Below are 21,268 nucleotides of genomic sequence, written 5' to 3' on the forward strand. Positions count from 1 at the left end.
AACCGCATGAGTCAATTTCATAATTGCTCTTTTTAAAACGCCAAAGTCTGGAAGAATATAAGGCTCTTTTCTGAAAAGGTTCAAAGTGGATTCTTATCCAGCAGATTTTAGTTTCCGTTTTATAAAGAAGTTTGATCACTTTCTATCCATGTTGCTTCACATCGCCCCCCTTATCCTGGAGACTCAGCTCCGAGACACTTAGGTCCGTTACGGTATGAGGGCTCGGGGTGGCTGGGAAACGACTCGCTTTCCTGCGGCCCCACAGGACGTGGGGTCGTTCGGTGTTGGCACACGACGTGCCGAACTTAACCGAACATCCTCTAAACGGCAAACCTCCTCAGGCGAAGCCTTCCGGGGTCTTGCCTCGCCCCTTCTCCCGCGGGAGTCTCGCCGTTTCCCAGCCACCCCACCTGTTTTGTGATGAACGGAGCCATTCGTATTCCGAATGAGTCTCCAATGTTCAGAGGGCTTCATCCATCATGATGTAGCATAATAACCGTGTCACAGAGAGATTTCCAGCTATCTGATAGGAAGTTCTTCTGTCTTTTTCGGTGACTTGTGAACCTGGAGTGTTTCCGTTCTTCTCACAAACACAAGGAAGTCCGGGAAATTGCGAGACTCCTGGGGGATGGACATGACAGGTGAGACCCCGGAGGACGGAGTCCGAGGAGACTCAGCGCATGCCCACGGAAAGCGAGTGATCTCCCGGACCTCCTTCTCCATCCAAGGAAACGGAAACCTATCTCGAGATGGAGTCTTCCAGTTTACTGCCCTTAACCTAATAAAAATGATTTCAAATTTCCTACTTGACTAGATTGGGGGAGGTACTTCCTTTTTTGCGTTTTGAATCCCTTACGACAGAAGGGGGCTTAAATTATGAAATTGTTTCGCATGTATAAAAAAATAGACTTCTACCCCCGGATTTTCACGGTGAAGGCAGAAGTCCATGCAAAATATACACGTCACACGATTCCTGCCTTCATAGTCAGAACGTTACGGCGTTCCGGTAGAGACTCTCGGACCAAATTACCGAGGATATATGAAGGATTGATACCATTGATTTTCATTCATTCTATCAACAGCATAGACTGGAATCAAGACAATGCTTTTTTAATTAAATTTTCCCATAATTCTGTGACCTTATGCCATTGTTCTTTACGGCCTTCATTTCTGTACAAGACACGTTCATAGTTATTCGTCAACTTGCGCATGTCATTGGATTGGAAATGTGTGTCGACCTTCCTTGCGTAGTCCCTAAGCGTCTGATCAGGATAACGTTTCAAGCCTCTATGTTCGAGGACCTTCAATAGATACTGATAGGCGCGTTCGTACGTATCTTCACTGTCCCTTTTTCTAAATCGTCTGATTAAAATGGCGGTCATCCAGCGGAACCTTGTGAAATATAAGGCGGCGGCGATGATCAACGCTGCGAGCAGGCTGATCCATAGTGACAGGGTGTTCTGCCTTGCGTCTGTACCCGTTTGGCTTGCGCTTGTGCTTGCGCTCGCTTGTTGTTCTTGCATTTGTTCCGGCCTTCCAGTTAGGTCCTCTTCCGGTTCGTTTGCATTGGCTGCTGCGGATTCGGCTTCATCCTCTGTTTCGTCGATTTCAAGGTGAAAGTCTGTGTTGTTCGTAAAGCCCTGTGTTGGTTCAAAAGGAACCCAGCCTGCCTCCGGGAAGTACACCTCTACCCAGGAGTGCGCGTTGCCGCTGGTTACCTCATAAACGTTCAAGGTTTCGTTGTTTACTGTGGCAGTTTCGTTTTGGCGTTCACCACCGGTAAAGCCTTTGACCCAGCGGGAGGGTATGCCTTCAGCACGAAGTAGCACGACCATGGATGTTGAGTAGTTATCACAATATCCGACTTGGGATTCGAATAGAAATTGATCAACATAGTCCTGATTTTCACTGGGGACAGGGACGTCGGTTGTGGAATACTCAAATCCGTTTTGAGAGAAATAAGACTCGACAGCTTTCGCTCGATCGTAGCGGTTATCTTCACCACTTACGATTTCACTAGCCAGGTCACGAACACGATCCGGTAAACTATCAGGTAATTGTAGATAGTTTTCGGTGATTTCTTCTGGATCCTCGCCATTGGTTTCTCTTAATTGATTGTATTCAAAAGAAGGTGCATTGTAATGGGTGATGTATTGCTGAACTTGGTTCGGATCCCCTTCTATTAATGTATCCATCTCCCCAGTGTTCTCGTGCAATGTGATGTCCACTCTTTCAGGAAAACGTTCCAGTTCTTGGACTCCATAAGGGTAAACAAGCTTCCTGAAATCAGCCTCATCAGTAAAATTCAGCAATGCTGTCTGTTCTTCTACCTCTACATTATCTGTAAATGTTTGAAATTCAATATTATCAGGTGAGACTTTGGTAACAGGGTCTTCTAATGTGTCTTCCCATCCTTTCCCTGTGTACGTATCCTTAGATTCAATTCTCCAGTATTGCTCATTGTCAGCAACTGCTTGAAAGACTGTCGTATCGTCCTGAATAAACGAACCGCCAAGTCTTGAATCGTTCTCTCCATACCCTACTTTTTGAACACGCCCACCCGGTCCCGCACCTGCGTCACTATTTGAGCTTGTCAAGTAGGGAACAGGGTCCGGCCATTGCGGACCCAACTTAGGTGCAGCATATCCCACCAAGGTAGAGAACATAATCACTCCAATTAAGGGCAGTGCCCACAAGTAAGTCTTTTTCACACCTTTTAATAAAATCTCTTCTTTGTCCATTTCTTTGAATAAATGAGCTAAGCCGAGTGAGACCATTGCCAGTATAAACGTGCGGATGATAGCCCATTGCCCATCATACATCGTAAATGTATCGACAACAGTGACATAAACAAAGGTAAGAATAACAAAAGCGAGCATCCGTTTGGCAATGATAAACCAGTAATACAGCAGATAGCTCATGAGCCATAACAAAACCAAGAATAATAGACTTCTAAATAACGGCGTCATTTCCCACCATTGTTGCGCTTGAATGACTTGAATATTGTAAATGACTTGATCATAAACAACAGAAAACCATTGTCCACTGAAAATCCGTTCAGCTACATATAACCCGTCAATAATAAATAATAGACCAAGCAGCTTTAATGGAACCGAGATCATCCAAGTGATTTGCAGAAATGAAATAAAAAAGCAAAAACCGGCATAGATAAGGAAGACTTTAACATTTTGCGTATTTGAGATCATTTCTAGCGGCCTCAACCATTCACAAAACAGTAAAAATCCACAAACGTAGATGACGATCTGATAGACTAGCCCTTGCTTCCCCTGTGAGATGTCCATTATGTGTTCACCTCAAATTCTTGTTGAATTAATTCTTCCTCTGAGATTACATTTACGACAATTCCATTGTTTACTAACTGCTTAACCAATTTGTGATCTTGAAACTCCATTTGACTGCGAGGTTTGACATAAAAGAAGACGACACGTTTACTTTTTTGTGCTAGACGAGTGAGGCTTGTAAACATTTGTGTATCCAGGTGGTGACTCACGATAAGCAACAACATTCCCGTTAGATTCTGTGAAAGTTCACGCCCCAGTTGTTTAGCAAATGGCGTTTGTCCCACCGGGCGGACTTGGGCTAAATGCTGTTGAATCATGTCCTTATAGGCATGGTCTTGTTGAAAAGGAAAATACCTTTTCCCTTCACCAAGTGTCATGAAGGCAAGCTGTGAGGATCTATTATAAATCTCTTCTAGCAAAGACGCACTAAATTCTACTGATCCCTCAAAACTCAAAGGATGCATATTTTCTTCATAGACGGCATTTAAGATGATCAACATATCTACGCTTTTCTCCTGCTCAAATTCCTTTGTCATCATCTGGTTGCTTTTAGCCGTCGTCTTCCAGTCAATCCACGCAAAGCGGTCTCCCGGAACATACTCTCTCACACCGGAAACGACATTCGTGTTTTTTTCATTCAGCTTGAAGGATGGACTGACTCCCTGTTCAAAACTGTAAGCCCTTTCTTTCAATTTAACTGGGCGTTTATAAGGAAAGGCAATAATTTTATTATCAAGTTGATGGACCACTTCTTTCGTAATAAACCCGAAGAAATCCCCTGTTTTCACACGGAGAGCCTCTAGATGATGCTCACCTCTTGGAATCTCTTCTATTTCATACTGATAGCGAATGGTACGTTTAAACCAAGGAAAAGCTGCTTTCCTCATCCGTCTTGGCTTATTCAAATCATCTGGTTTGCCCATGTTCTGATACTTGTCAAAATGCGTATCTCGCTTCATTAAAGACTCGGGGAAATATTCTTCAATTACACAATAATATAAAGGATAGGGAAACGACCTAGTGATGTGAACGTCCACATAAATAGTCTCCCCTGCTGTTGTTACCCTTTTAGACAAGCGGCGCTCAATCTCCCAGTTATCCATTCGGTAAAAAGTAAGCCCCACCATGTAAAGGAGAAGGGGCAAAAAGCTGTAAAATAAAAACCAGCTCACGAAGCCGCCTTGAAACATAGCATAGGAGAAAAGCACAGCAAATATAAGAAGAACAACTGCTAATCTAGCTGTGAATCGAACCGATTGCTTCATTCATTTACGTTCCTCTGCACTGGAATTGAAGTCATTGTTAGCAGTTCGGCCACAATTTCTTCCGCGGCAGTCCCTTCGAATTTGGATTCTGAGGTTAGAATCATACGATGGGATAAAACATAAGGAGCCAAAAATTTAACATCATCGGGAATAACATAATCCCTATCTTGAATAAACGCATAGGCTTTAGCTGCCTTCATGAGGGCGATTGAACCTCGCGGGCTCACACCGAGATATACCCCTTCGTGAGTTCTTGTCCCAGTTACTAACTCCACAATATAACGATTAACCGTTTGATCCACATACACTTCTTCTGTTTGCTTCTGCAGATCAATCAGCTCTTCACGAGAAATTACGGAATCTATCGCATGAATCGGATGGCTGCCTGACGTTCGTTCGAGCATTTCCATTTCCTGTTTAGCTTTCGGATAACCCATTTTCAACTTTAATAGAAAACGGTCCAGCTGTGCTTCAGGCAATGGATAGGTTCCCTCATATTCGATAGGGTTTTGTGTGGCCATGACAAAGAATGGCTGTTTTAAAGGTACTGCTTCTCCATCGACTGTTATACTTGTTTCTTCCATTCCCTCTAGTAAAGCAGACTGTGTTTTAGGTGAAGTTCGATTAATTTCATCGGCTAAAACAATATTGCCTAAAATCGGGCCTGGACGAAATTCGAATTCAAGTTCTTTCGGATTATATATGGAAACTCCTGTTACGTCAGACGGCAACAAGTCAGGTGTAAATTGAATACGTTTAAAATCACAATCGAGCGACTTAGCTAACGTTCGCACTAGCATCGTCTTTCCAACTCCTGGTACATCTTCAAGCAAAACGTGACCTTTAGCAAGCAATGCAATCACACTCAATAATGCAGCTTCCTCCTTGCCAATCATTACTTTATTAATGTTCTTTAAAACTTCCGTAATCTTGGGCTGGTATAAAAAAGTTTGCTGTGTCATCAGGTGTACCCCTCTCTACTTTGACGATATATTCTGAAAAGTCGCGCTCATCATAACTATACTACAACTATAGGCATACGACAAAATATCTGAAAGCTTTTCGGCAAATTTTTTACCATGTGAGAAGGCTTTAAAGAAAAATCCCCATTGTAAAGGGTCCACCCTCTTTCACCAACGTCTTTGGACCCACTAGATTGGAAGATAACAACAATTAAATATGGATTTAGTCGTTCACACTATGCTTAAAAACTAGTAAACAAGTGTTTAGAAAATACATTTCGGGGTATTTTCTAATAGAGTTACTGAAAAGGGAGAGGGCCAACTTGAGACTAGATCAATCGCTAATTACTCGAATCATACATAAGGATAAGCAAGCACTTGATCTGCTTTACGATAGATATTCCCGCATATTATATTCCATCATCATTTCAGAGGTAAACGACTCCAAGAAAACAGAACGGATCATAACCTGCTTGTTTAAAGAGATATGGAGCAAACCTCACCAATTTAATGAAAAGTTTTTTTCTGCAAGTCTTATAAAAAAATGCACAGCTCTTCTGCGCACACTTTAACCTTTCTTAAGCGGGTTAACTAATCATCGCAATCAACTTTTTGCCCTATTTTCTCCCTCGGCACTAGTCATACGCCCTTCCATCATTACACAGTTTTCATAAAGTAATTGTATAGACGAAAAGGTGGTGAGATGATGGGCTACGGATACGGAAATAACGTTGGCGGCTTTGGTGGCTATGGTAATAATGTTGGCGGTCTTGGCGGCTACGGCGGCTATGGCGGCTATGGCTGTGGTCATAAAGGCGGAAATAATTTCGCCCTAATTGTTGTTTTGTTTATTCTTCTCATTATTGTAGGAGCTTCTTTTTACAAGTAATCTGTATTATAAAAAAGAGCTAGGACTTAGCTTCCTGGCTCTTTTTGTTAACAGAAAAGGGCTCCTCAACTATTACGCAATAGTTGAGGAGCCCTTTTCATGACTACTTACTCATTAGAAATTTTTTGCTGTGCTGTTGGTCTCTTATGAAGAGTAGAACAAGGCCCTGCTTGCAACAAGTAGCTGCCCCCGTCATGTCCTATAATGTTTTTCACACTTTCAGCCGTCTGAACAAGTGATTCCAGATCAACACCTGTCGCCACCCCTGACTCATGGAGAAAATGCACAAGATCTTCTGTTGCTACATTCCCTGATGCTCCCGGAGCGTATGGACAACCTCCCAGTCCAGCAATTGAACTGTCAAAATGAATTACACCTTGTTGCAATGCACTAACAGTGTTCGCTACAGCCATCCCCCTTGTGTTATGAAAATGCATCGAGAAAGTGATGGATGGAAACACCTCTTTTAATTCTCCTAATGTATCGTATACTTGCTTTGGATTGGCCATCCCGGTAGTATCCGCCAGTGATATTTCACTTATCCCCATCCTTTGATACCGTTTTATGATCGGGGTCAACTGATTGACTTGTACCTTCCCCTCATAAGGGCACCCGAAGGCCACAGATATGGACCCTCCCACAACGATGTTTTGCTTGTGCGCTAAGTCAATAATAGGTTCCAGTCTATTTTGGGCGTCTTCTACTATTGCGTTTGCATTTGACAGACTATGAGAATCTGTCGCTGAGAGCATTAGTTTTAATTTCTTAATACCTGAATCAATCGCCCTTTGAGCCCCTTTTACATTAGGGACTAAGGCTCGAAAGTGAAGATCCTCCAAGTCTTGCACTTGACGTACGACTTCCTCAGCATCCTTTAATTGCGGAATGGCTTCTGGATGAACAAACGAAGTTACCTCCATTGATTGTAAACCAGTCTTCGCCAGTTCTCTAATGATTTTCACTTTGTTCTCTGTAGGTATCCATTTTGCTTCTGCCTGAAAACCATCACGAGGGGCCACTTCACAAATAATAGCTTTAGAAGGCAATTCTAGATTTCGTGAGCGCATGATTAAATAATCCCCTTTTCTTTTAGTTGCTTGACCTCTTCTGTTGAAAGGCCTAAACTTCCACTGTAAATTTCATCATTATGTTCTCCAAGATCGGGCGCACGATGACGTATAGCGCCAGGCGTTTTAGAAAACTTAGGCACAACACCAGGCACCTTAACTTTCCCTAGACGAGGATGCTCGACCTCTACAATGTTTTCCCGTGCTTTAAAGTGTGGATCTTGAAAGATATCTTCGATGGTATAGATAGGACTTATCGGAACCCCAAAGGAATCCAATTTCTCCGTTAATTCTTTCTGTGTATACTTTCTGATCCAGTTTGAGACAATTTCCTGCACTTGTTCATCATTTTTCAATCGCTCTGAGTTTGTATAATATCGATCATCTTCTAACATATCTGTACGTTCCATTGCTTCGGCCAGACGATTAAATGTAGAGTCCGTACTTGTGACGAGTACAACAAATTTCCCATCGCTTGTCGCATAAGTGCCTGCAGGGCTTGAGTGTCCAGAAAGCCCTGGACTCCTTTCACGTACCTTCCCATTTTGATCGTATTCAGCAACTAAGAATTCGAGCATTCGGAAGATCGATTCATAAAGACCCATCTCTACAATTTGCCCTTCACCATCCTCATTCACATCACGATTGTATAATGCGCTCACTGTCGCAAGAGCCATGTACACTCCAGTAATATAATCTAGTAAAGAATAAGACGGACTAACTGGCGGACGGTCAGGGTAACCTTGAATGGCTGTGTGCCCGCTGAATGCTGTACCTGGCGTGCCAAACCCCGCCTTTTCACTGTAAGGGCCTGTTTGGCCATATCCAGATACCCGAGACATAATTAATTCAGGATTCACCTCTTTTAATTCTTCATAGCCTAATCCCCATTTTTCCATTGTACCGGGACGAAAGTTTTCTACTAACACATCTGATTGGGCAATTAACTTCTTGAATAACTTTTTTCCATCCTCGGTCCGTATATCTAACGTGATCGATTTTTTGTTCCGCGCCAGCCCCGGCCATCTTAGTCCTTCTTCTCCTTTCCAAGGTCCCACTGTCCTTAAGGTGTCCCCTTTACCAGGCAGCTCGATTTTAGTTACATCTGCTCCAAAATCTGCTAGTAAGGTAGCTCCAAAAGGGGCGGCGATCATGGTTGAAATATCCAAGATTTTCACCCCGGTTAAAGGTCCGAAATTTACTTTACTCATTTATATTCTCCTCTCATGGATCGATTAAGTAGATCGATCTAATGATATGCTAAAAAAATTTACACCTTCATTAGCTGCTGCTTAATACTCTTTCTTTCAAATGCTTTAAATGCAGGGTGATCGCTTCTACAGCCTTTGCTGATTCCTTTGCTTTAACCGCTTCCAAAATAGCACGGTGTTCAAACAATGCTTGTTTTGATCGGCCTTTTGCACCTAAAGTCTGCTTCCTTACCTTTTGTATCATTTGCAAATTGGATTCCATCATTGAAACAAACACGAAATTTTGGGTGGATTCTGCTAATGCAATGTGAAAACTGCTATCTATTCCTATTTGTTCGTCAGGATTTTTTAACTCTTCTTCCATTTTGGTTAATAGCCCTGCCATCTTTTCGATATTCTCTTCAGTTGCTCTAGAACTGGCTAATTCAGCTATCTTAGGCTCAAGTGTTTCTCTAGCTTCAATGAAATGAAGAATGGCTGATTTCTCCAAAGTATCAATTGGATTAAAATTGTATTTCACCCGCTGGTCGACTCCTCGCACAAACCTGCCGCCGCCTACTCTAGATACAATCAACCCTTCCGATTCTAACACACGGAACGCTTCTCTTAAGGATGTTCTACTGCAACCTAACTTTTCGGATAAACTCCTTTCAGCCGGGAGTCGATCCCCAGGTTCCAACTTTCCATCATCGATGAGCTGTAAAATTTGCTGCACAATTTTCTCGTACTTCCGCTCACTCTTTACATCTTCATGGGTTTGTTCACTCAATTATTCGCACCCCTTTAAATTGGTTAGCCCAATTTAACTATTATTATAATAAATATGATCCCAAACGTCAAGCTTGATACAAGAAAAGACTCCGTTACAGTAAATAGTTACTGTAACGGAGTCTTCACAAGCTCTTAAGTCGATTTTTCAATAATATTAATGACAGACCTTAAGTCTTCCACTGGAATCTGACCTGGCGCAGAGCTTTGTTCCCCTATGCCGAATGTAATGGCAGATCCAAATTTCCATCCAAACATTCTGCTGATCGAGCCATACTCTCCCATGGATATAGAAACAACCGGAATTTTGATATGTTTATTAATAGCTTGAGTAGCCTCAAGTAATACCAATACATCATCCATGTTTTTTGGCATAACTGAAATCTTAACCATATCGGCTTGATAATTTTCCGCTTGTCTCCCTATTTCAAAAATGGTCTCTACAGATGGTGTTTGTTCAAAGTTATGGTAAGAAAAAATCAGCTTTATATCATGATTGTTCGTTATTTTACGCAGATACTTAATATCATCTTCATTATTATCTAATTCATAATCAACGAAGTCGATACTTCCTGTACCAACCAGCAGCTTCAACAAGTTTAATTTATCCTTTTCGTTTAAAGCAATCTTCTGTCCACCCTCCGCTGCTGACCGAATCGTAAACAAGAGAGGGACTCCCCCGGCTATGTCACTGATCTTATTAAGAGCGTCAATCACCTTTGATTCATCATCTAGATTTTCGAAATAATCCGCACGCCATTCAATGATATCAGGTTGCTTACCTTTAATAACGTCTAATTCTTCTATCAACTCTTGAGTATTCTTACCGATAAGTGGAATACATATCATTGGACGCTGACCGCCAATTAATTTACCTTTTACTTTGAATGTTTTTTTACTCCGCTCCATTAAAAAGTCCCCTTGACACGTCAATATTTTGGTCCCCACAATAACGAAATGTTCTGAACCTTTAAATCATATTAGTGTCATTCTATAGGAGTTTTTTTTAACTTACAATCCTTTTTCACTTAAAAGCATAAAAATGTTCAAAGCGGCCGCTTTGAACATTTTTATAGTTAACTACTTTCATTGTTATCCGTTTCCAAATCCAAAAGCAATTTTACCTTCTCTTGTTCATCTTCTTTTGTTTTTAGGATATGAAGCACTCGATCTTTTATCTGTCCTTCTGATTCTTGTCTTATTGCTAATTTAACTAATTTCCTTTTTTTAAACTCTGATAAGTTCTCTTGTTGAATATCAAAAATTTGGTTAAGTGCGTCATAGCCTAATGTACTGAGCATCTTATTTAGATTGGGTTGCATACACTTTCCTACTCTCTTCAAAAAGCTAGGTTTAGTCCTTAGGCAACTGGCCTTGAGGGAGTAACACCATAATAACCATAATGGTTCATCCCCATTGTTTACATGCTGATGGAATTCTCCTTCAGGAATAAACATATAATCATTTTCTTTAAATGAACGCTTGTTTCCTTTATCATCAACGACTTCACCTGAACCTTTAATGACGACATTCAGCTCTTCAGAATTGTCATGATTATGAAGGGAACTTGCTTCGCCTGGTTCAAAAACAGTTAACCCGGCCATCATATGCTTGGATCCTACATTATCAGGAGTAATTAGCTGAAACACTTTTCGAACCATATTTTTATTAGGATCTTCTAGACCTAGCCATGAAGGCTTGGAATCTTTGAATGGATCTAATACTTTAATTTCCATAACTTAACTCCTCCTTTTTCCTTGAAAATTATTTAATACTTGCATGATGTACTTTCTTACCAGGAGAGTAAATATCCATGATGTTCCAATGCCCATCTGTAGGGACTGGGTTATTGATCATAGGTGCATCTATAACAAATGGTTTGTTCGATTCAATCGCTTGTTGTAATGCAGGTTTAAATTCCTCTGCTGAATTAATTTTCACCCCATCGACCCCGTACGCTTTTGCGATACTTGCATAATCAGGGGTGTACGATTCACCATCTTTTGTAAACACTGTTCCATGGGTCGTATCGAAATGAGCTTTTTCTAGTCCAGCAATCGTTCCATAAGCAGAGTTGTTCATAACAATCCAAATGACTGGAATGTTTTCTTCGGCAGCCGTGGCTAATAAGGCAGGATTTTGACCAAATCCACCATCACCAACTAAAGATACAACTACTTTATCTGGAGCAGCAACTTTAGCTCCCATTGCAGCTGGGGCGCCGAAGCCCATCGTCGCAAACCCTCCTGGTGTAAGAATGGATCCAGCTTCGTAGATAGGAAATTGTTGTCCTACCCCATTTTTATTCCAGCCTACATCCGTCGTAAGATAGGCATCTTTCGGAAGTACATCGCGTACATCTGCTAAAATTCGCTGTGGCATCATAGGGAAACTGTTATCTTCTTCAAGCTCTTTATTGCTTTCGGTGAATTCTTTTCGATTATTGCCAATTTCTTGTTTGATTTGATTATTTGTCAAACCCTCTGGCACCAACTCCTTAGCCACACGATTTAATACAGTCAACGCTTGTTTTAAATCAGCAACAGCTCCGATTTCAACAGGATAATTCCTGCCAATCTCATTTGGATCAATATCAATCTGAATCAGCTTTGTCGATGGAATATTAAAGGTATATTCTGACTCCCAGGAACTACTGTCCGCTTCCGCAAAACGGGTTCCAAGTGCAAAAATGTAGTCTGCCTCTTTACATTTATCATTGATAAATTTCGTTCCCCAAAATCCAGTCATACCAAGAGTTAGATCGTTATCATCTGATACGGCACCTTTCCCCATTAGGGAGTGAGCTACCGGGATATCAAAATGATTGACAAGTTCTCTTAATTCTTGGGCCGCGTCTGCCAGTATGATGCCGCCACCTACGTAAAATAATGGGTTTTCTGCGTCGACGAGTGTTTGAATTATTTCTTTCGCCTTTTCATCATCGATCGATGGTTTCGATAGCGACTTTGTGTGATGGTTATTTTTTTCAAATAACGATTCATCAATCTTCTTAGAAAAGATATCCATTGGTACGGACACTAGGACAGGTCCGGGATTTCCACTTTCAGCTAGTTGAAAAGCCTTTTCCATGATTTCCGGAAATAAATCCGGGCGATCTACACGCCAAGCACGCTTAACGAACGGACGATAAATTTCGTTTTGAGAAGCATCTGCATGTAAGTTGACTTCCTGGTGTGGGTGCTTCCCGTAATAATGACTCGGCACATCACCTGCAATCACCACCATTGGAATGGAATCTAATGCCGCGTTAGCCACACCTGTTGCTGCATTTGTCAATCCTGGTCCTAAATGACTCAACACAACGGAAGCTTGTTTTCTCGCTCTCGCATAGCCGTCTGCCATATGTGCTGCAATTTGTTCATGCCGAACGTTTACAAAACCAATGGAGCTCTTCTCAAGTTCAGAAAGGACCGCAATGTTTGTATGGCCGCACAAACCGAATATATGTTCAATACCTCTGTTTTCGAGGTATTTCACTAGCAAGTTCGAAACTAACTTTTCCATTTATTATGCCTCCTGAAAGTTTAGTATGATTTTTCCGTATTGACCTGACGCAGCATATTCATACGCCTTTTTATACTCATTTAAAGGAAGAATTTCAGAGATAATCGGCTGAACGTTAAAGTCTTCCTCTTGCAAATACTCAATACTTATCAAAAAATCATCCGGGAAGTTGTAGATGATCGATCCATATAACGTTAATTCTTTTCGTACCATCCGTGTTACTGGTAATTCCGCTTTTGGTGCCATACCCACAACGACCATGGCACCACCTGGTTTGAGAATATCGACTCCTTGTTCAAACGATTGTTTAGCTCCCGCTGCCTCAATCACTACATCAAACTTTCCTGCTTCTACATCTTCCGGCAAACACGTTTTGATGCCATTATAATGGCTCTGGACTTTGTTCAATTTTTCTTGATTAATATCCACGGCCGTTATATTGGCTCCTAAATGATTGGCAAGAGCAACGGCCAACATCCCTTCCGCCCCACATCCGATAATCGCTACTGTAGTTCCTTGTGTGATGGAAACCTTTTTGAAAGCGTGAACAATGACAGCAAACGGTTCGATTAATACTGCCTTTTCATTTGCTAGCTCTTCGGGAACGGGTAAAACGTATTTTGAGGAAATCACAAACTCTTGGACAAACCCTCCATTAACATTCACACCTAACGACTTCTTCTCAGGACAAATATTCGTTTGGCCCGACTTACAATAGTTACATTCACCACAAAAAGAGTTCGGTTGAATGACTACTCGCTGGCCGATGTTTTCTTTTACATTAGCACCGGTTTGCACGATTTCACCTACTAATTCATGCCCAGGTGAAACCGGATAACTGGCATGCTCAATCTTCCCTTTGTACACATTAACGTCTGAACCACAAATTCCTCCGTAAATTAACCTAAGTTTCACTTCATCATCTTGAAGTGTAGGTATGGATGCAAATTCTCTTAATTCTAGATCACTAGGGTTCTTTAAAAATAATCCATACATCTTTGTCACCGCCAATCCTTCCTGCTCAAAACGTGCAATAGATTATTATTTAGGTAGTTTTAATACAATCATTTTACTTTCTGTCATGTCTTGAATCGCATAGCGTGGGCCTTCACGTCCGATTCCACTATCTTTAACTCCACCGTAAGGCCAATGATCTAAACGGAAGTTTGATGTTCCGTTAATAACGACTCCTCCTACCTCAAGTTCATGTGCCACCTTATAGGCTAGGTCAATTTGGTTTGTGAAAATCCCTGTTTGCAATCCAAAAAAAGAATCATTTGCTTCTTCAACGGCTTCTTCCAAGTTTTCATAAGGAATCACACTGACTAGAGGTCCGAAAACCTCCTGGCAAACCACCTTGCTTTGCTTGGGAGGATTCACAATGACAGTGGGATCAACGGATGCGCCTTTTTTCTCTCCTCCGATTAGTACTTCAGCACCTGAGCTGACAGCTTCACCAATCCAATCAATCACACGGTCCGCCGCTTTTTCATCTACTAAAGTACCAACATCTGTGTCGGGGAGCAGGGGATCTCCTACCTTTAGTTTGGACACTTCTTGTTTTAATTGGGGCACAAAATCATCCAATACAGATTTGTGCACATAGATCCTTTGAACAGAAATACAGCTTTGTCCGGAATTACTGTATCCTGTTTTCGCACATTGTTGGGCGGCATCTGCTATATTGGCATCTTCATGAACGATCGTAGCTGCATTACCACCTAGCTCTAATAGTACTTTTTTAATCCCGGCTATTTCACAAATGTTCCTACTTGCAACTGTACCTCCAGTAAATGAAATGACATTTACTCGATCATCTCTTACTATTTGTTGGCCTGTGTCCACCCCGCCAAGCACCATGTTCACAGAGTTTTCAGGAAAACCGGCTTCAAGCAACAACTTCAACAACTCTGTAGCAATAAGTGTCGTTTGCGGTGCAGGTTTTAAAATGGTTGTATTACCGCCAGCAAAGGCAGGACCTAATTTGTGGCAAACTAGGTTCAGTGGTGCATTAAAAGGAGTGATCGCTGCTACTACACCAACGGGAACGCGATGAGTTGAGGCAATAGTGTGTAATCCTCTTTCCGAGGCGTCGCCTGGCAACGTTTCTCCGTGAAGCCGCTTTGCTTCTTCAGCAGACAATTCTAAAGTCTCAATGGATCGATCTACTTCACCTAATGTATTTTTTAATGGCTTCCCTAATTCACTAGAAATAATCCTAGCAAACTTCTCTTTATTTTGTTCCAGCAATTCCGAAGCCTTTTTCAAAATCTTCGCACGTTTAACGGATGGAATATCCCTTATCTCTTTTTTACTTGAATAAGCGGCGTAAAGAGCTCGCTCTACATCTTCTTCTGTAGCTAAGTATTGTTGTCCAATAATCTCTTGAGTAAATGGATTTTTTATTTCTAAGCTTTCGCGGTCGTCAGAGATCCACTCTCCTGCTATAAAAGGTTGTGCTTTAAGATTCATTTATACTCACCCTCTCTCCCTATTTGGTCGATCTAAAAGGCTCATCTGATTTCTGTTTTCCTTTTAGTTAGATCGATCTAATGAAACCGTTATCAATATAATACGACAGAAAGTTAAAAATATCAATACCCATCATTGTTCTTTTTATACAACGTTGGCGATCAACATTGATCAGACTTCAAAAGGAGGGCCCTTTACAAGGGGGATCGCGTATACACTGAACTTTTTGTTAGCCATATAATCTTTGCACATTCACTGCTAAATGTATTATAATCAATCCAACTTTTATAAACTAAAGGATGCTTTCATATGGTAAACAATAGTACTTCATTAAGGGAAATCCCACTACGAGAAAAAAGTATCGTGTTTGTTGGTTTTATGGGCGTCGGTAAAACCACAATTGGCAGGTTGGTCGCCAACAAACTTCACCGAAGCTTTATTGATGTTGACCAGGAAATTGAAAATAAATATCAAATGTCCACCTCCGAAATCTTTAAAACAATTGGTGAAAGAGCTTTTCGGGAAGAAGAAAAAAATTTTATTATTGCATGTTGCCAACAGAGGCTGAAGATTATATCACTTGGTGGAGGAGCATTCTTGCAAGAAGAGATTCGTAATTTCTGCTTGGCTAACTGTATTGTCTTCTATTTGGATATCTCATGGGATTCTTGGAAGGAGAGGCTTAGTATTCTAGTAGACAGCCGCCCGGTGTTGCAAGGAAGAACGATTGAAGAAATAGAAATGTTATTTCACGAAAGAAAAGATACCTACTCTGACCATAACTCTAAGCTAATGACAGACCGACTTGATGAAGAAGAGGTCGCCGATTATATTACAGATTCGTTAAAAATGGCCTGGAATTTATATGATTAATCCGAATCTATCAAAAAAGCAGATGGCTCTCACCTTGGAGAGCCATCTGCTTTTTGGTATTCTCTTAATCACGTAATCAGGAGGATTCTCTTATCACCAGATCCGGGTGTAGGATAATGCGCTGCTGCTCTACATCGTTATTATTTATCCGCTGATGCAGTAAATCAGCTGCTTTACTGCCGATAACCTTTGCATGAGAAGAAATCGTCGTCAATGACGGATAAGATAATGTTGCAGATTCTTCTACATTATCAAACCCTACCACTGCCACATCCTTACCAGGCTGATAACCAGCCCTGCGTAAACCCTCGATCACACCGAAAGCAACTAAGTCATTGAAGCAGAAAACTGCACTAGGTGGATCTGATTCTTTCAGTACACATTCGATCGATTCCACCCCACCTGATCTTTCAGCAGAACTCCCTACTATCAGTGACTCATCTACTTCTATTTCCGCTTTTTTATGTGCAAGCATATAACCTTTCTTACGGTTTTGCCATGCAGAGGACTCTGAATTTCCACCGACAAACGCAATTCTTTGATGACCCTTATTAATGAGATGTTCTACTGCCATTTGGGCACCTTCTGCGTAATCAATACCTACATAATCACAAGCGAGGCCCTCTATTTCTCTAACCGCAGTAACTATAGGGAGATTCCATCTTTGCAGCTCTTCCACATTTATCGATGAACTATCGGATACTGGGCAGAGGATAATCCCACCTACCCTATGTTCCATCATAGTAGAAATAAGCTTCTTTTGTTTATCCTCCATGTCAAACGTGGTCCCTAAGATAACTGTATAACCATCTTCTTCTAGTCTATTGTGGACGCCTACTAACAATTCATTAAAAAAAGGATTAGCGATATCAGTAATAATCAATCCTACTGTGGTAGAAGTCTGCCCTCTTAGGTTCGCAGCCACACGGTCGTAAACATATCCTAACTCCTCCATGGAGGCCAATACTTTTTCCCTAGTAGGCTCTGAAATGCTTGGACTGTTACGTACGATAAGTGAAGCGGTCGCTCGAGATACTCCAGCATGTTCCGCCACCTGTTTCAAAGTAACGCGAGCTTTTTTCTGACTCAAATTGTTCACCTCAAAAGAAACAAATTAGTATTTACATTTGATTATATGGTCATTGATTTATACTGTCAATTTGCGGCTCTTCCCTATTGAGGTGAAGTGCTTCTGATTAGTTTCGTTTATGTTAAATAATCAACTACTGATTGCAATGCCTCTTCGCAGTCCGTACCCGTTGCACGAACCCAAATTTTGTCTCCATTCTTTATTTTAAGTGTAATCAAACCTAGGAAACTTTTTAAATTAATCTCATAAATACTTCCTTGATATATTTTCTTAAGAAATATTTCGGATTCATAGGGTTGGAGTCTATCACTTAATTCAATAATGGTTTGATCCTCGCTTATGTTGACAATAATCTCTTGCTTGCTCTCTTTCATATTAAGTCCTCCATTAAATTATAGTTACCATCTTACTCTAAAAACATTAAAGAAATCTGAGGAATAAATACAATTATTAACAATGTACCGATCATTACTAAAAAGAAAGGAACGATTGCTTTAGAAATAGACTCTATCGATAACCCGGAGATCCCGGAACCAACAAATAGATTCACACCAAGCGGCGGTGTTATAAACCCAATAGCAAGGTTTGCAACCATAATAATCCCAAAATGAATAGGGTCATATCCAATTTCTTTAGCTATTGGCAATAAGATAGGAGTTAAAATGATGATGGCTGCTAAGGTGTCCATAAAACAGCCAACAATAAGTAATAGCAAACTAATTAACATAATTATGATAATTGGGCTTTCTGAAATGGATAGCATTGCATTAGCCACTTTGGTAGGTATTTGTTCAACTGTTAATAACCTCCCAAATACTGTCGCAGCCCCTACAATAATCAACACTGTAGCTGTCGTTAAAGCAGAGTCGGCAAAAACTTTTGGCAAATCTTTAATTTTAAGTTCACGGTATAAAAGCAACCCTGCAATTAACCCATATACTACGGCAACTGCTGCTGCTTCAGTGGGTGTAAATATACCTCCATATATTCCCCCAATAATAATAATAGGGATTAACAGCGCCCATTTAGCATCCCATGCAGCTTCATAAAATCGCTTAAAAGTAAACTTCTCATCTGTTCCTCTATAACCCATCTTCTTTGAATAAAAATAGGAGTAAATCATTAAACCTGCGGCAACTATACAGCCTGGTATAATGCCTGCAACGAATAAATCCCCTACAGATGCTCCTCCAACAACCCCATATATAACCATAGGAATACTTGGTGGTATGATCACCCCTAAAGAACCAGCAGCAGCCACTAATGCAGTAGCAAATTTTTTATCATACCCCATTTTAACCATAGAAGGAATCATAATCCCACCTATCGCTGCTACTGTAGCTGGGCCCGACCCCGAGATGGCAGCAAAAAACATACATGTTATGATGGTCGCCATTGCGAAGCCGCCCGTTTTGTTACCAACTAATGTGTTGGCCAAGTTAAAGAGGCGGTTAGATATTCCTCCCTTCCCCATGATTTCAGCAGCTAAGATAAAGAAGGGAACAGCCATAATTGGAAAAGAATCAACTGAAGTGATTAAAGTTTGTGCTATATATTCAACCGGAAGAGTATTAGTAAAAATAAGGGTGAGTAATGAAGCTACCCCTAAAGCAATACCTATTGGCACACTAATTAGTAACAAAACTGTGAAACTACCAAATAACAATGTAGCTGTCATGTTCTACCTCCCCCTGTCATTTCCTGTTCATGGGTAAGGACGTTTGCTCTACTGCTTACGTTATCCAACATTTCCTCTCCCTTGTCTTCCTTACCTGTAAGAAAGGCATACTGCTTAACTAACTGTTGAATAATTCTAATGGCAGTAACCGCCATGCCTACCGGTGTTGCCAAGTAAACAATCCCCATAGGAATATTTAGGCCCGGTGATGTTTGCCCCCAGTCCAATATTTTATAAGCAATTTCAAAACCATAAATAACAACAAAAACGGCAAAAACTAAAAATATTACATTGGAAATCATAGTCAGAACAACTTTCCCTTTGTCTTTAAGTAATAAAAGCATGACATCAACCTTTATATGCCGTTGTTTTTTAACACCATAGCTAATCCCCATATAAATAAGCCATATAAAGCAGTACCTTCCCAATTCCTCGGACCACCCTAGCGACTCTCCAAATAACCTCATAAAGATTTGCAATGATATAGCAGTAACCATAATGACTGAAAAGAAAACGAGGAAAAATTCTTCAAAGTGTCTGTCTAACCATTTAATTGCTTTCATAAGATCTCCTTCCTTTCAACTTTGAGACTTTCCAAACTCTGAACATGTGCTTCAATCGGAACAACTAAATTTATTGGACTTTCTTTAATACTTTATTTAGTAGATCCTCTCCGACAACCGGTTTATATTTCTCATAAACGGGCTGGACTGCCTCAATCATTTCCTGCCTTTGTTCTTCAGCTAATTCTGTAATCGTCATTCCTTTTTCTCTTAAGAAATCATAAGCTTCTTCACTTTCTTTCTGATTAATTTCTCTTTGATAATCCCGAGCTTGAATAGCAGCCTTTGACATAATCTCTCTTTGTTTTTCAGTAAGAGATTCCCAAAAGGGCTTGCTGACCATAAATACACTCGCATTATATACATGGTTCGTTTTAGTTAAATATTGTTGAACCTCATAAAAGTTAGCGGTTACAACATTCCCAACCGGGTTCTCCTGCCCATCGACAGTCCCTTGTTCCAGAGCTAGATACAGCTCCGTGTAACTAATAGGTGTGGGATTTGCTCCTAATTCTGACCATATATCCATATGAAGCTCATTTTGAAGTGTCCTTATATCTAAACCTTCAATATCTTCTACACTGTCAATTTCTTTCACATTATTAGTAAGCTGTCTAAACCCATTCTCCATGTAAGATAAGCCTATTAAATTTTGTTCGGGTAAGTCTTTTAACAACTCATCCCCAATAGGACCGTCAAGGATATCGTAAGCGCTTTCTTTATCAGGAAATAAAAAAGGTAAATCAAATATTTGAAAGCGTGGTGCAAATTGAGCTATTGGGCCTGTTGAGATTGTAGTTCCTTGAATCGTGTTCAGTTGCAGACCTTCCAATACTTCTCTATCCCCGCCTAATACTCCGTTTGGATAGACTTCAACATTGATTTTCCCGTTCGTTTTTTTCTCAACAATTTCTTGAAATTTATATAGCCCTTTTGTTAAAGAACGATCTTCAGAAGTGACTACAGCTAGTCTCATAGTTTTAACCTCTTCACCTGAGGCTCCCAAAGTACCGATGGAACATGCAGAACAAATTACTGCCATACCAACCAAAAATAAACTGAGTGTTATTTTCTTCATGAAATCCCCTCCCCATTGTTAGATCGATCTAATTCTTGGATCGATCTAACTACGCATGATTGTTCTTATTGTACATGAATCATTTTCGATATTCAATAACAAATTTCAGAAATTTATGTCAACGAACACTTTAGGAAACAAGCCAAAATCGACTCCAAGTAACCGATTGTAATGTCAACATAGACGAGTTATTTAAGTAAGAGAAAAACACTTCTATTTGAATCTTCACAATAAGCACCTTACACGTCAATAAACGGTCATATTTGTAACATAGTCGTAACATTAGTAAAGAAACTTAGTAATTTTAATACCTGTCAACACTTATGCATTGTTAATATTTTTCTGTAATTTTATTTATCTTCCAATTCATCATCACACTAACTGGATAGGAATAAAAAGGTAAATTCATTGGTATCAATGGGTAGCTGATGTTTTCTCCTTTGAACTTTTCTATTGGACACTTTTTAACAATAATCAAGTAGTTAAACCCATATTTATCCTAATATATTACAAAAATAGAATGAT

Annotated in this window: 18 protein-coding genes and 1 riboswitch; of the genes, 2 read left to right on the top strand and 16 right to left on the bottom strand. The window is 40.4% G+C overall.

Annotation, left to right across the window (positions count from 1 at the left end; genetic code table 11):
• Nucleotides 1–962: 962 nt before the first annotated feature.
• A riboswitch (purine riboswitch) is annotated at nucleotides 963–1,063 on the bottom strand.
• A 31-nt stretch (nucleotides 1,064–1,094) separates the two neighbouring features.
• From MUO15_RS10815 to MUO15_RS10825, 3 genes are read right to left on the bottom strand one after another with little or no spacing between them, the layout of a single operon-like run.
• Nucleotides 1,095–3,302: a DUF4129 domain-containing transglutaminase family protein gene (locus tag MUO15_RS10815; protein ID WP_245029204.1), complete on the bottom strand. Its 2,208-nt coding sequence runs from the start codon at nucleotides 3,300–3,302 to the stop codon at nucleotides 1,095–1,097.
• Nucleotides 3,302–4,567, bottom strand: coding sequence for a DUF58 domain-containing protein (locus tag MUO15_RS10820; protein WP_245029206.1), 1,266 nt, complete (start codon nucleotides 4,565–4,567; stop codon nucleotides 3,302–3,304). Before MUO15_RS10820 ends, MUO15_RS10815 begins: the two co-directional genes overlap by 1 nt.
• Entirely contained in the window at nucleotides 4,564–5,529 is a 966-nt protein-coding gene (locus MUO15_RS10825; RefSeq protein WP_245029209.1) for an AAA family ATPase, read from the bottom strand. The genes MUO15_RS10820 and MUO15_RS10825 overlap by 4 nt, the downstream gene beginning before the upstream one ends.
• A gap of 706 nt (nucleotides 5,530–6,235) precedes the next feature.
• Between MUO15_RS10825 and MUO15_RS21790 the strand changes: the two genes are divergently transcribed.
• Nucleotides 6,236–6,418, top strand: coding sequence for a YjcZ family sporulation protein (locus MUO15_RS21790; protein WP_396266207.1), 183 nt, complete (start codon nucleotides 6,236–6,238; stop codon nucleotides 6,416–6,418).
• 107 nt (nucleotides 6,419–6,525) lie between these two features.
• On the opposite strand, the gene MUO15_RS10835 is transcribed toward MUO15_RS21790, so the two are convergent.
• The 8 genes from MUO15_RS10835 to MUO15_RS10870 all read right to left on the bottom strand — a co-directional run bounded on the left by MUO15_RS10835 (nucleotide 6,526) and on the right by MUO15_RS10870 (nucleotide 15,461).
• A complete protein-coding gene (locus MUO15_RS10835) occupies nucleotides 6,526–7,485 on the bottom strand; it encodes a hydroxymethylglutaryl-CoA lyase (RefSeq protein WP_245029211.1) in 960 nt (319 codons plus the stop codon).
• A gap of 2 nt (nucleotides 7,486–7,487) precedes the next feature.
• On the bottom strand, nucleotides 7,488–8,696 hold the full coding sequence (locus tag MUO15_RS10840; RefSeq protein ID WP_245029213.1) for a CaiB/BaiF CoA transferase family protein: 1,209 nt from the start codon (nucleotides 8,694–8,696) through the stop codon (nucleotides 7,488–7,490).
• A 70-nt stretch (nucleotides 8,697–8,766) separates the two neighbouring features.
• Entirely contained in the window at nucleotides 8,767–9,465 is a 699-nt protein-coding gene (locus tag MUO15_RS10845; protein ID WP_245029215.1) for a FadR/GntR family transcriptional regulator, read from the bottom strand.
• A 134-nt stretch (nucleotides 9,466–9,599) separates the two neighbouring features.
• Nucleotides 9,600–10,373 carry a type I 3-dehydroquinate dehydratase gene (gene aroD, locus MUO15_RS10850; protein ID WP_245029217.1) on the bottom strand — a complete coding sequence of 258 codons (774 nt, stop codon included), beginning with the start codon at nucleotides 10,371–10,373 and terminating at the stop codon, nucleotides 9,600–9,602.
• A gap of 167 nt (nucleotides 10,374–10,540) precedes the next feature.
• Nucleotides 10,541–11,200, bottom strand: a complete 660-nt coding sequence (locus tag MUO15_RS10855; protein ID WP_245029219.1) for a cupin domain-containing protein — start codon at nucleotides 11,198–11,200, stop codon at nucleotides 10,541–10,543.
• 28 nt (nucleotides 11,201–11,228) lie between these two features.
• The gene (locus MUO15_RS10860) at nucleotides 11,229–12,989 is read right to left on the bottom strand and encodes a thiamine pyrophosphate-binding protein (RefSeq protein ID WP_245029221.1); all 1,761 of its coding nucleotides are present in this window, start codon (nucleotides 12,987–12,989) and stop codon (nucleotides 11,229–11,231) included.
• 3 nt (nucleotides 12,990–12,992) lie between these two features.
• Nucleotides 12,993–13,985 carry a zinc-dependent alcohol dehydrogenase gene (locus MUO15_RS10865; RefSeq protein WP_245035971.1) on the bottom strand — a complete coding sequence of 331 codons (993 nt, stop codon included), beginning with the start codon at nucleotides 13,983–13,985 and terminating at the stop codon, nucleotides 12,993–12,995.
• A gap of 45 nt (nucleotides 13,986–14,030) precedes the next feature.
• Entirely contained in the window at nucleotides 14,031–15,461 is a 1,431-nt protein-coding gene (locus tag MUO15_RS10870; RefSeq protein WP_245029223.1) for an aldehyde dehydrogenase family protein, read from the bottom strand.
• Nucleotides 15,462–15,770: 309 nt separating this feature from the next.
• Here MUO15_RS10870 and MUO15_RS10875 point away from each other — a divergent pair, with 309 nt between their 5' ends.
• Nucleotides 15,771–16,334 carry a shikimate kinase gene (locus MUO15_RS10875; RefSeq protein ID WP_245029225.1) on the top strand — a complete coding sequence of 188 codons (564 nt, stop codon included), beginning with the start codon at nucleotides 15,771–15,773 and terminating at the stop codon, nucleotides 16,332–16,334.
• 76 nt (nucleotides 16,335–16,410) lie between these two features.
• Here MUO15_RS10875 and MUO15_RS10880 read toward each other — a convergent pair whose 3' ends face one another.
• From MUO15_RS10880 to MUO15_RS10900, 5 genes are all read right to left on the bottom strand, one after another.
• Nucleotides 16,411–17,433 (bottom strand): LacI family DNA-binding transcriptional regulator, encoded by a 1,023-nt coding sequence (locus MUO15_RS10880; protein WP_449727845.1) that lies wholly within the window; start codon nucleotides 17,431–17,433, stop codon nucleotides 16,411–16,413.
• Between the two features lie 107 nt (nucleotides 17,434–17,540).
• Nucleotides 17,541–17,798 carry an HPr family phosphocarrier protein gene (locus MUO15_RS10885; RefSeq protein ID WP_245029229.1) on the bottom strand — a complete coding sequence of 86 codons (258 nt, stop codon included), beginning with the start codon at nucleotides 17,796–17,798 and terminating at the stop codon, nucleotides 17,541–17,543.
• 32 nt (nucleotides 17,799–17,830) lie between these two features.
• Nucleotides 17,831–19,102: a TRAP transporter large permease gene (locus MUO15_RS10890; protein ID WP_245029231.1), complete on the bottom strand. Its 1,272-nt coding sequence runs from the start codon at nucleotides 19,100–19,102 to the stop codon at nucleotides 17,831–17,833.
• Nucleotides 19,099–19,665: a TRAP transporter small permease gene (locus tag MUO15_RS10895; RefSeq protein WP_245029233.1), complete on the bottom strand. Its 567-nt coding sequence runs from the start codon at nucleotides 19,663–19,665 to the stop codon at nucleotides 19,099–19,101. Before MUO15_RS10895 ends, MUO15_RS10890 begins: the two co-directional genes overlap by 4 nt.
• Nucleotides 19,666–19,735: 70 nt before the next feature.
• Nucleotides 19,736–20,743: a DctP family TRAP transporter solute-binding subunit gene (locus MUO15_RS10900; RefSeq protein ID WP_245029235.1), complete on the bottom strand. Its 1,008-nt coding sequence runs from the start codon at nucleotides 20,741–20,743 to the stop codon at nucleotides 19,736–19,738.
• Nucleotides 20,744–21,268: the final 525 nt, after the last annotated feature.

This window comes from Halobacillus amylolyticus (assembly GCF_022921115.1).
Classification (GTDB): domain Bacteria; phylum Bacillota; class Bacilli; order Bacillales; family Halobacillaceae; genus Halobacillus_A; species Halobacillus_A amylolyticus.